Origin of the sequence: Paracoccus lichenicola, from assembly GCF_009708075.1 — a bacterium.
In the GTDB taxonomy this organism is placed as follows: Bacteria; Pseudomonadota; Alphaproteobacteria; order Rhodobacterales; family Rhodobacteraceae; genus Paracoccus; species Paracoccus lichenicola.
Genome location: NZ_WMBT01000002.1, coordinates 258,401 through 270,181, shown reverse-complemented (window position 1 = coordinate 270,181; position 11,781 = coordinate 258,401). Strand labels below are relative to the sequence as shown.

The following is an 11,781-nucleotide window of genomic DNA, read 5'->3' as shown; positions in this document are numbered from 1 at the left end:
AGATGCCCAGTCTCAAGGATCTCAAGAACCGGATCGGAAGCGTCAAGAACACGCGGAAGATCACGAAGGCGATGCAGATGGTCGCCGCCGCGAAGCTGCGCCGGGCGCAGGACGCGGCGGAAGCCGCGCGTCCCTATGCCGACCGGATGGCGGCGGTGATGGCCGGGCTGACCGCGAATGCGGCCGGTTCCGCATCGGCGCCGCGCCTGCTGGCCGGGACGGGGGCCGACCGCAAGCATCTGCTGGTCGTGATGACCTCGGAACGCGGTCTGGCCGGCGGCTTCAACAGCACCATCGTCAAGCTGGCCCGGCAACATGCCGAACGTCTGCGGGGCGAGGGCAAGGAAGTCGCGATCCTGACCGTCGGCAAGAAGGGCCGCGAGCAGCTGAAGCGCGATTATGGCAGCCTGTTCGTCAGCCATGTCGACATGTCCGAAGTGAAGCGCGTGGGCTACGACAATGCCCGCGCCATTGCCGACGACGTGCTGGACCGGTTCGAGGCCGGCGACTTCGACGTGGCGACGATCTTCTATAACCGCTTCGAATCGGTGATCAGCCAGGTTCCGACCGCGCGCCAGATCATCCCGGCCGAAATGCCGGAAGGCGGGGCGGCGGGCGGTGCCTCGGCGCTGTACGATTACGAACCCGGCGAGGAGGCCATTCTTGGCGACCTGCTGCCGCGTTCGATCGCGACGCAGGTGTTTGCGGCGCTTCTGGAAAATGCGGCCTCGGAACAGGGGGCGCGGATGACGGCCATGGACAACGCCACGCGCAATGCGGGCGACATGATCGACCGGCTGACAACGGTGTACAACCGCTCGCGTCAGGCCGCGATCACCAAGGAACTCATCGAAATCATCTCGGGCGCCGAGGCGCTCTGACACCTAGGGGTAATCACATGGCAGAGGCCACTGGTAAAATCACGCAGGTGATCGGCGCCGTCGTTGACGTGCAGTTCGACAACCACCTGCCCGCGATCCTGAACGCGCTGGAAACCAGCAACAACGGCAAGAAGCTGATCCTGGAAGTGGCGCAGCATCTGGGCGAGAACACCGTGCGCACCATCGCCATGGACGCGACCGAGGGCCTGGTCCGCGGCGAGCCGGTCAGCGACACCGGCGGCCCGATCACCGTTCCGGTCGGCGACGTGACGCTGGGCCGCATCCTGAACGTCGTGGGCGAACCCGTTGACGAAGGCGCGCCGCTGAACGTGACGGAACGCCGGTCGATCCACCAGCCGGCCCCGGAATTCGCGGCGCAGGCGACCAGTTCCGAAATCCTGGTCACGGGCATCAAGGTCATCGACCTGCTGGCGCCTTATTCCAAGGGCGGCAAGATCGGGCTGTTCGGCGGCGCGGGCGTCGGCAAGACCGTTCTGATCATGGAACTGATCAACAACATCGCCAAGGTGCATTCGGGCTATTCCGTGTTCGCGGGCGTGGGCGAACGCACCCGCGAGGGCAACGACCTGTATCACGAGATGGTGGAATCGGGCGTCATCAAGCCGGACAATCTGGCGGAGTCGCAGGTTGCCCTGGTTTACGGCCAGATGAACGAACCGCCGGGGGCGCGGATGCGCGTGGCGCTGACCGGCCTGACCGTGGCCGAACAGTTCCGCGACTCGACCGGGACCGACGTTCTGTTCTTCGTGGACAACATCTTCCGCTTCACGCAGGCCGGGTCCGAAGTGTCGGCGCTGCTGGGCCGCATCCCGTCGGCCGTGGGTTACCAGCCGACGCTGGCCACCGACATGGGCGCGATGCAGGAACGCATCACCTCGACCAAGAACGGCTCGATCACCTCGATCCAGGCCGTCTATGTTCCGGCCGACGACCTGACCGACCCGGCGCCCGCCACGACCTTTGCCCACCTGGACGCCACGACCGTGCTGTCGCGCGCGATTTCGGAACTGGGCATCTACCCGGCCGTGGACCCGCTGGACTCCAACAGCCGCATCCTCGACCCCGCCGTCGTGGGTGAGGAGCATTATCAGGTCGCCCGCGACGTTCAGGGGATCTTGCAGAAATACAAGTCGTTGCAGGACATCATCGCGATCCTCGGCATGGACGAACTGTCGGAAGAAGACAAGCTGACGGTGGCCCGCGCCCGCAAGATCCAGCGGTTCCTGTCGCAGCCCTTCGACGTGGCCAAGGTCTTCACCGGGTCCGACGGCGTTCAGGTGCCGCTGGAAAAGACCATTGCCTCGTTCAAGGCCGTGGTTGCCGGCGAATACGACCACCTGCCGGAATCGGCCTTCTACATGGTCGGTGACATCGAGGACGTGAAGGCGAAAGCCCAGCGTCTTGCGGCAGAAGCCGCGTAAGGGGGCAGGATGGCCGATACCATGCAGTTCGACCTCGTGTCGCCGGAACGGAGACTGGTTTCCGTCGCGGTGCGCGAGGTGCGCCTGCCGGGCACGGATGGCGACCTGACCGCCATGCCCGGCCATGCGCCGACCATCGTCACACTGCGGCCCGGCCTGGTCACGGTGATCGGCGCCGACGGGTCGGCGAGTGATTTCGCCGTGACCGGCGGCTTTGTCGAGATCGGTCCCGATTCGGTCAGCCTGCTGGCCGAACGCGGCCATGCGCGCGGGGAACTGACCCAAGCCGTCTTCAACGAGATGATGGCGGATGCGCATCGCAACCGCCGCGCCGCCGAAAGCCGCCGCGACTCGGTGGGCGAGGATGTCGTCACCGCCGCCGCCAAGCTGCTGGCGGACATGGAGGCCCTGGGCACCCATGTTGGCCTCGATCCGAACCAGTCCACCGTTCCAAGCTGATCCGGTCCGATCCCTGACAAACCCCGGCGCGGCACCCCGCGCCGGGGTTTTTCTATGCGGATGCGGCAGCCCCGGTCCCGCGCTCTCGATAAGGCGTGCTGCCATAGAACGCGCGGTAGCATTTCGAGAAATGCGACGGGCTGGAAAAGCCTGATGCCAGCGCGATCTCGATGATGGGCATTTCGGTCTGCATCAGCAGGTTGCGCGCGCGCGCCAGCCGCGTTTCCATGTAATAGCGTTTCGGGCTGCGGTTCAGGTATCGGCGGAACAGCCGTTCCAGTTGCCGCGTGGACATGCCCGCATCCGCCGCCAGTCGGGCAGGGCTGATCGGCTCCTCCAGGTTCGATTCCATCCGCGCGATCACGGCGGCCAGGCGCGGATGGCGGACGCCGATCCGGGTGGGGATCGACAGCCGTTGCCGGTCCTGGTCGGTGCGGATGGCGGTGTGCAGCATCTGGTCGGCCACCTCGGTCGCCAGGGCGTCGCCATGAGCCTCGGCGATCAGGTGCAGCATCAGGTCGATGGACGACGTGCCGCCCGCAGCCGTCAGCCGGTTGCCGTCGTTCACGAAGACCGAGCGATACAGGTCCACCTGAGGAAAGGCCTCGGCGAAGCCGTCGTGGTTTTCCCAATGGATCGTGGCCTTGCGCCCGTCCAGCAAGCCCGCCTCGGCCAGGACCCACGCGCCGGTGCAGACGCCCCCCATGGTCGCGCCCCCGCGCGCCTGCTTGCGCAGCCAGTTCAGCACCGGCCTTGTCGCGGTCCGCGCGATGTCCGTGCCGCCGCAGACGATCACCACGTCGTCGCGTTCCGCCGGGGTTTCCACCTCGATCGACGCGTCCAGCACGACCCGCGCCCCGTTCGAGCATGTGGCGTGGTCCTGGCCCGGCCCGACCAGCCGCCAGCCATACAGCGTCCGGCCCGCCGCGCGGTTGGCCAGGCGCAGCGGCTCGATCGCCGCGGTAAAGGGCAGCATGGTGAAACGGTCCAGCAGCAGGAACGTGAACCGGCGGGGCTTGTCGGATGGCATGGGGGCAGTCTTTGCGCGCGTGATCGCACGACATCATCAGGGATTCGGGGTCGCCGCAAGAGGGGGCAGGGACCATGCAGTCCGGCTTTTCCTTTGCCCTCATCCCGTCTATACCGTCACGACCATTTCCCAAGGAGTGCGTGCCATGACGCAGGAGAACCGCAAGACCGCCACCCAAAGCTGGGACAAGGCCGGCTGGCGCGCCTATCCCCGCGTCCAGATGCCGGATTATACCGACCCTGTGGCCCTTCAGGCGGTCGAGGCGCAGTTGCGCCGCTATCCCCCCCTGGTCTTTGCGGGCGAGGCGCGGCGCCTGAAGGCCCAGCTTGCCCTGGCGGCGGAAGGCAAGGCCTTCCTGCTGCAAGGCGGCGATTGCGCAGAAAGTTTCGCCGAATTCAGCGCCGACAACATCCGCGACACCTTCAAGGTGCTGTTGCAGATGGCCGTGGTGCTGACCTGGGGCGCGCAGATGCCGGTGATCAAGGTGGGCCGCATGGCGGGCCAGTTCGCCAAGCCCCGCAGCGCGCCGACCGAGGTGATGAACGGGGTCGAGCTGCCCTCGTATCGCGGCGACATCATCAACGGCTTCGACTTCACGGCAGAATCGCGCATTCCCGATCCGCAGCGGATGCTGGCGGCTTATACGCAGGCGGCGGCGTCCCTGAACCTGCTGCGGGCGTTTTCCACGGGCGGTTTTGCCGACATGCACCGCGTCCAAAGCTGGATCGCCGATTTCGTGGGCGGACCCGAGGCCGCGAAATACCGCGACATCGCGGGGCGCATTGCTGACGCCATGGCCTTCATGCAGGCAGCCGGCGTCAATTCCGACACCGCGCACCAGCTGTCCAAGGTCGATTTCTACACCAGCCACGAGGCGCTGCTGCTGGAATACGAAGAAGCCTTGGCCCGCGTCGATTCGACCACCGGCCTGCCTGTGGCGGGTTCGGGCCACATGATCTGGATCGGCGACCGCACCCGCCAGGTGGACGGCGCGCATGTCGAATTCTGCCGGGGCGTGCAGAACCCCATCGGCCTGAAATGCGGACCCACGACCACGGCGGACGACCTCAAGGCGCTGATGGCCAAGCTGAACCCGGAAAACGAACCGGGGCGGCTGACGCTGATCGCGCGCTTCGGGGCGGGCAAGGTGGGCGACCACCTGCCGCGCCTGGTGCAGACCGTGCAGGCCGAGGGCGCGAATGTCGTCTGGTCCTGCGACCCGATGCACGGCAACGTCATCAAGTCGTCCTCCGGCTACAAGACGCGAGCCTTCGATTCGATCCTGCGCGAGGTGCGGGAATTCTTCGCCGTCCACAAGGCGGAAGGCACCATCCCCGGCGGCGTGCATTTCGAGATGACCGGCAAGGACGTGACCGAATGCACCGGCGGCGTCCGCGCCGTCACCGACGAGGATCTGTCGGACCGTTACCACACCGCCTGCGACCCGCGCCTGAACGCCAGCCAGTCGCTGGAACTGGCCTTCCTGGTGGCCGAGGAACTGCGCAACCGCCGAGAGGCGGGCGTCCAGGTCCAGCCGGACGCCCTGGCGGGATAAAAACCCGGACAGCCGCCGGTCCCCTCTGGCGGCTGTTCCCTTGATGCCGTTTTGCCGCGCCCCTTCGGCTTTTTTGCCGCGCGGTGCCGATACGTCTTTCCACGAAACCGTGATGCATGATCCTGTGGTGTCATCGGGACCGCAGCCTGTCGCCATGGCCCCCGCCCGGCAACCCAGCAGGAGGGTATCATGCAGCTGGAAAACCCATCTCCCGCCCTTTACAACGAGGATCTTGCGCCTGCGCAGGACCGCAAGTGGGGCGCCTTCTCGATCTTCAACGTCTGGACCTCGGACGTGCACAGCCTTTGGGGCTATTATCTGGCCGCAAGCCTGTTCCTGCTGTGCGGCAGCTTCGTCAACTTCGTGCTGGCGATCGGCATCGGGTCGCTGGTGATCTTCGTGCTGATGACCATGGTCGGCAACGCGGGCGTGCGCACCGGCGTGCCCTTCCCGGTGCTGGCCCGCGCGTCCTTCGGCACCTTCGGCGCGAACGTCCCGGCCTTGGTCCGTGCGGTGGTCGCCTGCTTCTGGTACGGCGCGCAGACGGCGGCTGCGGCAGGCGCCCTGGTCGCCCTGCTGATCCGCAGCCCGGCGCTGCTGGAATTTCACCAGACCAGCTTCCTGCTGGGCCATTCGACCCTGACCTTCATCTGCTTCCTGATCGTCTGGGGCGCGCAGCTTCTGATCATCCAGAACGGGATGGAAACGGTCCGCAAGTTCCAGGACTGGGCCGGTCCCGCCGTCTGGATCGTGATGCTGGTCCTGGCGGTCTATCTGGTCGCGAAATCCGGCACCTTTTCCTTTGGGTCAGAGATCCCGCAAGACGTGCTGATCGCCGCCACGCGCGATGCGGGCGTCACCTCGGCCCCCGGCAGCTTCGCCGCGCTGGCCGCCGTCGCCGCGACCTGGATCACCTATTTCGCGGCGCTTTACCTGAACTTCTGCGACTTCTCGCGCTATGCCACCGACGAACGCGCGCTGCTGAAGGGCAACCTGTGGGGCCTGCCGGTAAACCTGCTGGCCTTCTGCCTGGTCGCGGGCGTCACCACCACCGCCGCCTATGCCGTCTATGGCGAGGTGCTGCTTCACCCCGAACAGATCTCGGCCAAGTTCGACAGCCTGTTCCTGGCGATCCTGGCCGCCCTGACCTTCGCCGTGGCGACGCTGGGGATCAACGTGGTGGCGAACTTCGTGTCCGCCGCCTTCGACTTTTCCAACACGTTCCCGTCGCGGATTTCCTTCAAGGGCGGCGGCTATATCGCGGCGCTGATATCCTTGGCGCTGTTTCCCTGGGCGCCGTGGGAAACGGGGGCGGCGCAGTTCGTGAACTTCATCGGCTCGACCATGGGTCCGATCTTCGGGATCATCATGGTGGATTACTACCTGATCCGCAGGTCGCGCCTGGACGTGGCCGCGCTTTATCAGGAAAACGGCGAGTTCCGGTTCCAGAACGGCTGGCACTCCAAGGCCTTCATCGCCTTTGGCATCGGCATGGTCTTTTCGTCGATCCTGCCGACCTTCACCACGCTTCTGCCCGCCTGGTGGGGCACCTATGGCTGGTTCTTCGGCGTGGCCGTGGGCGGCGGCGTCTACTATGCGCTGCGGCGCGGAGATGCGGTGTAGGAGAGAACTGGTGGAGCCGAGGGGAATCGAACCCCTGGCCTCGTCATTGCGAACGACGCGCTCTACCAACTGAGCTACGGCCCCACTGGCGCCCTTTTTGTCCCGTGGCGAGGGAATGTCAAGCGGGGGGCGCGAGGTTTTCGCGCGGCGTCAGGCGGATGGCGATGCCGTCGCGGCCGCGGACGGTCAGGCGGGCGACGGGGACGGGGGGCTTGCTCCCCGGTTCCAGGCGGAAGGCCGCGACGATGCGGGCCAGCATCACCACGCCCTCGATCATGGCGAAGCCCGCCCCGGGGCAGACGCGCTGGCCCGCCGAAAAGGGGATAAAGGCGTCGCGGGCGCTGGCCTTGCCCTCGGGGCGGGACCAGCGGCCGGGGTCGAAGTCGTCGGGCCGGTCCCACAGGCGATGGTGGCGGTGCAGGTGCCAGGGCGACAGGACCAGCTGCGCGCCTGCGGGCACGGGGCGGCCGCGCATCGTTTCCGCCCGCGTGGCCTGCCGGACCATCATCGGGACGGGGGGATAAAGGCGCAGCGCCTCGCGGAAGACGGCGCGGGTGGTGCGCAGGGCGTTGATTGCGGCCATGTCGGGGGTCAGGGCGGCGGCCTCGGCCGCAATGGCGTCCTGCCATTCGGGATAGGCCGCCAACAGCCACAGCGCCCAGGCCAGGGCCGAGGCGCTGGTCTCGTGGCCCGCCAGGAAGAAGATCGCGACTTGGTCCACCATCTCGGGCGCGGAAAAGCGGCGGCCTGTCTGCGGGTCCGGCGTCGTCATGATCCGCGTGGCCAGGTCGTCGGGGGCGGTGCCCTCGCGGATCGCCTGCATCCGGTTGGCGACAAGGGTGGCGATGAGGCCCCGGATCTCGGCTGCCGTGCGGCGCGTGCGGCGCGAATGAGGGTGCGGCAGCCAGCGCGGCCAGGGCAGCAGAGCCGCCAGGTTGACCACCGGCTGCGCGTCCTGGTGGGCGCGGAAGGCGCGGAACACCCGCGCGGCGGTGTCGTGTTCGATGGGCATCGAGAACAGCGCGCGAAAGATCACGTCGGCGGCGGCGTGGCTGCATTCGGGCTCGATATCCTGTTCGCCGGGGCGCAGGCGGGCGACGGTGGCATCCGTTGCGGCGAAGATCGCGGGCAGGCTGTCGTGCAGGCGCCCGCCTTCAAAGGCGGGGTCGATGATGCGGCGCTGCGCGGCCCATTGCGCGCCGTTGGTGACGAAGACCGATTCGCCCAGCAGGGGCGCCAGTCCGGCGCGCAGCCGGTCCGACTTGGGGAAATCACCGGGGCGGTCCTTCAGGATCAGGCGCACCAGGGCCGGGTCGTTGCAGACGAAGCTGTGGATCAGGGGGCTGCGGAATTCCGCCATCCAGGCGCCGTACAGCCGTTCGGGCAGGGCCGACAGCAGGTCGCGGCGGAAGGCGCGGGCAAAGCGCAGGACGCTGCCCTGGCCTTCGCTTGTCGGGGGGCGGGGGGGGATCATCGCATCCGTCCTGCGACAGGGGTCGTGATGCGGCCGGGCGAGTGCTGCCTGTCCGCGAAGCGGTCGGCAAGGCGGCGCGGCCCGGCGGTGATGGCGAAGTAATCGTAATCGCCCGGCCGCTCGAAGGCGCACAGATACTGCATGTGCCGCCGGATCCAGCGGTGGCGCATGTCGCGCTGCTGGCGGGGCGACAGGGTTTGGGTAAACGCGGCCGAGATCACCAGCGGCCAGCGTTGCCCCGGCCCGGCCATGCCCGTCACGGCCACCGGATCGCAGAGCGCGAAGCTGCAGGCGTCCCCGGGCGCGGTGACATCCAGCCAGAACAGATCCGGCCGTTCGGACAGAAGGCCCAGGTCGGCGCGCAGGCGATGGGCGCCCGGCAGGAAGGCCGCCATCGGCACCACATGGCCCAGGGTCAGCAGCGCCAGCGCGGGACCGGTCCCGCCAGCCCCCCGGCGCAGAACGTCGGCCACCAGCGACACCGCCAGATAGGCACCCGAGGAGTGGCCGACGACCAGAACCTCGTCGATATCCTCGGCCAGCGCGTCCGACAGGCGGTCCGTGAACCGGGCCAGCCGGTCTTCCAGGACCGGCGGATAGGCGCCGTGCAGGCTGGCCGTGAAGGCATAGTCGTGGATCAGGTAATGCGCGAACAGCCGGTGGTCCTGGGACTTGGCCGCGACCAGCGCGCCCCATGCGGCGACCAGCGCCAGGGGGACCGCAAGCCAGGGCAGGCCGGTCAGGGCCATGACCGCCCATCCCGCCAGCACCGCGGCCAGGACCGCGCCAAGCAGTTGCCCCAGCAGCACCGCGACCGGATACAGCGCAGCCAGCACCGGACCCCGCCGCAGCCGCATCATCCGCCGCAGCGCGCCCGAGCGTACATAGATCCAGGCCGTCCGCAGCATCTGCGCATAGGTCGCCATGATCCCGGTGCGCATCGAGGCCTGCACGAGGTCGGACCAGACCAGCACCTCGACCCGCGCCTCGGCCTCTCCCTCGGGAAAGCGCGCGCGCGTCTGCCAGCCGAACGCGGTCCCCTGGGCAGGCCGTTCCATGGCCAGGTCATAGCCGCTGATCCGCGCCTGCATCCGCGATTCGCGGCGATACATCTCGCGGTATCGGCGCGGGGGCATGGGATCGAAGCCGGGAAGGTACAGAACCCGGCGGCGGAAGGGTCGCGTCATGGTGGTGTCCCGTGGTGCGGGCGCAGCATAGGACAACCCGGGCGTGTCGCAAGGCGATTCAGCCCTGGCGCCAGCGGGCTTCCTGCGACTGGATGGCGGCGATGCGGCGGGCCACGGGGGGATGGGACAGCAGCCAGGCGGGGGCCTGGCCCGCGCGTCCGCCGGTCAGCCGGTCGAGCTTCCGGAACAGCGAGATTTGCGGCGCGGTGCCAAGCCCCGCGCGGATCAGCAGCGCGCTGGCGAAGCGGTCGGCCTCGAATTCGTCGTCGCGCGACAGGCGGGCGGCGACCGCCGTCGCGATCATCCCCGCGATCCAGATGCCAAGGCCCGGGATGATGCGGCCCAGGACGCCCGCCAGCGCCATGCGGATGGCGTTCTGGCCCGCAAAGTCGATCATCCGCCGCCGCGCGTGCCCGTGCGCCACATGGCCCAACTCGTGCGCGATGACGCTGGCCAGTTCCTCGGGCGTGACCTCGTTCGCGTCGAGTTTCCGGATGAAGCCGCGCGTCAGGAAGATGCGCCCGTCGGGGGCGGCGAGGCCGTTGACGGGATCGACCTCATAGACATGGGCGCGGACCGGGGGCAGGTCCATGGCCTGGCCCAGCCGTTCCAGCATGGGCGTCAGCCGCGGATGGTTGAGCGGCGTCGATTTCTGGTCCAGTTCCTGCCGCAGCCGCCACAGGGAAAAGAACCAGACGGCGGCCAGATACAGGACCAGCAGGATGATCGGCAGGTATTTCATGGCCCCAATATGGTCCCGCCCCGGCGCCTTCGCCAGAGGTCAGCCGAGGATCCGCATGGCCTGCGTCAACCCGTCCAGCGTCAGGGGCATCATGCGGTTCTCGAAGATCTGGCCGATCATGGCGATGGACTGGGTATGGCCCCAATGCGCCTGCGGGACCGGGTTCAGCCAGACGTGATCGGGCCAGGTCTCGGCCGCACGCTTCAGCCAGACCTCGCCCGCCTCGGGGTTCCAGTGTTCATTGGCCCCGCCGGGCACGGCGATTTCATAGGGCGACATCGACGCATCGCCCACGAAGATGCATTTATAGTCGCGCCCATACCGGTGCAGCACGTCCCAGGTGGGCGTCTGTTCGGTCCAGCGGCGGCGGTTGTCCGTCCACACGCCTTCGTAAAGGCAGTTGTGGAAATAGAAATGCGCCATGTGCTTGAACTCGGCCCGGGCGGCGCTGAAAAGCTCGTCCACGACGCGGATGTGGTCGTCCATCGACCCGCCCACGTCCAGGAACAGCAGCACCTTGACCGCGTTGCGCCGTTCGGGCCGGGTCTGCACGTCGATATAGCCGTGGTCGGCTGTGGCGCGGATGGTGGCGGGCAGGTCCAGTTCGTCCGCCGCGCCGTGACGCGCCCAGTGGCGCAGGCGCTTGAGCGCGACCTTGATGTTGCGGGTGCCCAGTTCCACGCCGTCGTCGAAGTCGCGGAATTCGCGCTTGTCCCAGACCTTGACCGCGCGGCGGTGGCGGGATGCGTCCTGGCCGATGCGCACCCCTTCGGGGTTGTAACCGTATGCGCCAAAGGGCGAGGTGCCGCCCGTGCCGATCCACTTGGACCCGCCCTGGTGGCGGCCCTGCTGTTCGGCCAGGCGTTCGCGCAGCTTGCGCATCAGATCCTCGAAACTGCCGCTGCCCTGGATTTGCGCCTTTTCGGCGTCCGTCAGCAGCTTCTCGGCCAGCTTTTCCAGCCACTCGCGCGGGATCGCCTGTTCGGTCACGAGCGCCTCGACGGGGATCGTTTCCAGACCCGAGAACGCCTCGGCGAAGGCACGGTCGAAGCGGTCGATGTGGCGTTCGTCCTTGACCAGCACCAGGCGCGCCAGGTGATAGAAGCCGTCCACGGTCCAGTCCGCCACCCCCGCCTGCATCCCCGCCATCAGGTCCAGCCATTCCCGCAGCGAGACCGGAACCCCTTGCCGGCGCAGGCTGTCGAGGAACGGGACGAACATCAGATCAGCCGATCCAGGATGACGGTGGCGAACAGGCCCAGCACGGCAAAGGCCACGGCGAAGGATGCCGCATATTGCGCGCGGTCGCGCCGGGTGCCCCCCAGTTGCCCGGCCCGGCGCCAGCCGAGGGCAGCGCCGATGATGGCTGCGGCGATGACGATCATGGT

11 protein-coding genes and 1 tRNA gene are annotated in these 11,781 nt (G+C 67.8%); 5 read left to right on the top strand and 7 right to left on the bottom strand.

Going from position 1 to position 11,781, the window contains the following annotated elements:
* The first annotated feature begins 2 nt into the window (after positions 1–2).
* From GIY56_RS04810 to GIY56_RS04800, 3 genes are read left to right on the top strand one after another with little or no spacing between them, the layout of a single operon-like run.
* Positions 3–881 carry a F0F1 ATP synthase subunit gamma gene (locus GIY56_RS04810; RefSeq protein ID WP_154763667.1) on the top strand — a complete coding sequence of 293 codons (879 nt, stop codon included), beginning with the start codon at positions 3–5 and terminating at the stop codon, positions 879–881.
* Positions 882–898: 17 nt separating this feature from the next.
* Positions 899–2,323 carry a F0F1 ATP synthase subunit beta gene (gene atpD, locus GIY56_RS04805; RefSeq protein ID WP_154763666.1) on the top strand — a complete coding sequence of 475 codons (1,425 nt, stop codon included), beginning with the start codon at positions 899–901 and terminating at the stop codon, positions 2,321–2,323.
* 9 nt (positions 2,324–2,332) lie between these two features.
* Positions 2,333–2,782, top strand: coding sequence for a F0F1 ATP synthase subunit epsilon (locus tag GIY56_RS04800; protein ID WP_154763665.1), 450 nt, complete (start codon positions 2,333–2,335; stop codon positions 2,780–2,782).
* Positions 2,783–2,834: 52 nt separating this feature from the next.
* On the opposite strand, the gene GIY56_RS04795 is transcribed toward GIY56_RS04800, so the two are convergent.
* The gene (locus tag GIY56_RS04795) at positions 2,835–3,812 is read right to left on the bottom strand and encodes a GlxA family transcriptional regulator (RefSeq protein WP_154763664.1); all 978 of its coding nucleotides are present in this window, start codon (positions 3,810–3,812) and stop codon (positions 2,835–2,837) included.
* Positions 3,813–3,957: 145 nt separating this feature from the next.
* Between GIY56_RS04795 and GIY56_RS04790 the strand changes: the two genes are divergently transcribed.
* Together GIY56_RS04790 and GIY56_RS04785 are read left to right on the top strand one after the other, a co-directional pair.
* Complete coding sequence (locus tag GIY56_RS04790) at positions 3,958–5,367, top strand: class II 3-deoxy-7-phosphoheptulonate synthase (protein ID WP_154763663.1); 1,410 nt, start codon at positions 3,958–3,960, stop codon at positions 5,365–5,367.
* A gap of 189 nt (positions 5,368–5,556) precedes the next feature.
* The gene (locus GIY56_RS04785; protein ID WP_154763662.1) at positions 5,557–6,990 is read left to right on the top strand and encodes an NCS1 family nucleobase:cation symporter-1; all 1,434 of its coding nucleotides are present in this window, start codon (positions 5,557–5,559) and stop codon (positions 6,988–6,990) included.
* An 8-nt stretch (positions 6,991–6,998) separates the two neighbouring features.
* Here GIY56_RS04785 and GIY56_RS04780 read toward each other — a convergent pair.
* The 6 genes from GIY56_RS04780 to GIY56_RS18345 form a co-directional block, all read right to left on the bottom strand.
* Positions 6,999–7,074, bottom strand: a tRNA-Ala gene (locus GIY56_RS04780).
* Positions 7,075–7,108: 34 nt separating this feature from the next.
* A complete protein-coding gene (locus GIY56_RS04775; protein WP_154763661.1) occupies positions 7,109–8,464 on the bottom strand; it encodes a cytochrome P450 in 1,356 nt (451 codons plus the stop codon).
* A complete protein-coding gene (locus GIY56_RS04770) occupies positions 8,461–9,651 on the bottom strand; it encodes a hypothetical protein (RefSeq protein ID WP_154763660.1) in 1,191 nt (396 codons plus the stop codon). Before GIY56_RS04770 ends, GIY56_RS04775 begins: the two co-directional genes overlap by 4 nt.
* Before the next feature lie 58 nt (positions 9,652–9,709).
* Positions 9,710–10,393 carry a M48 family metallopeptidase gene (locus GIY56_RS04765; RefSeq protein WP_154763659.1) on the bottom strand — a complete coding sequence of 228 codons (684 nt, stop codon included), beginning with the start codon at positions 10,391–10,393 and terminating at the stop codon, positions 9,710–9,712.
* A gap of 39 nt (positions 10,394–10,432) precedes the next feature.
* Positions 10,433–11,614 (bottom strand): vWA domain-containing protein, encoded by a 1,182-nt coding sequence (locus GIY56_RS04760; RefSeq protein ID WP_154763658.1) that lies wholly within the window; start codon positions 11,612–11,614, stop codon positions 10,433–10,435.
* Complete coding sequence (locus tag GIY56_RS18345) at positions 11,614–11,778, bottom strand: hypothetical protein (RefSeq protein ID WP_196053548.1); 165 nt, start codon at positions 11,776–11,778, stop codon at positions 11,614–11,616. The genes GIY56_RS04760 and GIY56_RS18345 overlap by 1 nt, the downstream gene beginning before the upstream one ends.
* Positions 11,779–11,781: the final 3 nt, after the last annotated feature.

What these genes read in the sequence shown, in the direction of transcription:
- GIY56_RS04810 (WP_154763667.1), top strand. Translation starts at nt 3, where the DNA reads ATGCCCAGTCTCAAGGATCTCAAGAACCGGATCGGAAGCGTCAAGAAC.
- atpD (WP_154763666.1), top strand. Translation starts at nt 899, where the DNA reads ATGGCAGAGGCCACTGGTAAAATCACGCAGGTGATCGGCGCCGTCGTT.
- GIY56_RS04800 (WP_154763665.1), top strand. Translation starts at nt 2,333, where the DNA reads ATGGCCGATACCATGCAGTTCGACCTCGTGTCGCCGGAACGGAGACTG.
- GIY56_RS04795 (WP_154763664.1), bottom strand. Translation starts at nt 3,812, where the DNA reads ATGCCATCCGACAAGCCCCGCCGGTTCACGTTCCTGCTGCTGGACCGT.
- GIY56_RS04790 (WP_154763663.1), top strand. Translation starts at nt 3,958, where the DNA reads ATGACGCAGGAGAACCGCAAGACCGCCACCCAAAGCTGGGACAAGGCC.
- GIY56_RS04785 (WP_154763662.1), top strand. Translation starts at nt 5,557, where the DNA reads ATGCAGCTGGAAAACCCATCTCCCGCCCTTTACAACGAGGATCTTGCG.
- GIY56_RS04775 (WP_154763661.1), bottom strand. Translation starts at nt 8,464, where the DNA reads ATGATCCCCCCCCGCCCCCCGACAAGCGAAGGCCAGGGCAGCGTCCTG.
- GIY56_RS04770 (WP_154763660.1), bottom strand. Translation starts at nt 9,651, where the DNA reads ATGACGCGACCCTTCCGCCGCCGGGTTCTGTACCTTCCCGGCTTCGAT.
- GIY56_RS04765 (WP_154763659.1), bottom strand. Translation starts at nt 10,393, where the DNA reads ATGAAATACCTGCCGATCATCCTGCTGGTCCTGTATCTGGCCGCCGTC.
- GIY56_RS04760 (WP_154763658.1), bottom strand. Translation starts at nt 11,614, where the DNA reads ATGTTCGTCCCGTTCCTCGACAGCCTGCGCCGGCAAGGGGTTCCGGTC.
- GIY56_RS18345 (WP_196053548.1), bottom strand. Translation starts at nt 11,778, where the DNA reads ATGATCGTCATCGCCGCAGCCATCATCGGCGCTGCCCTCGGCTGGCGC.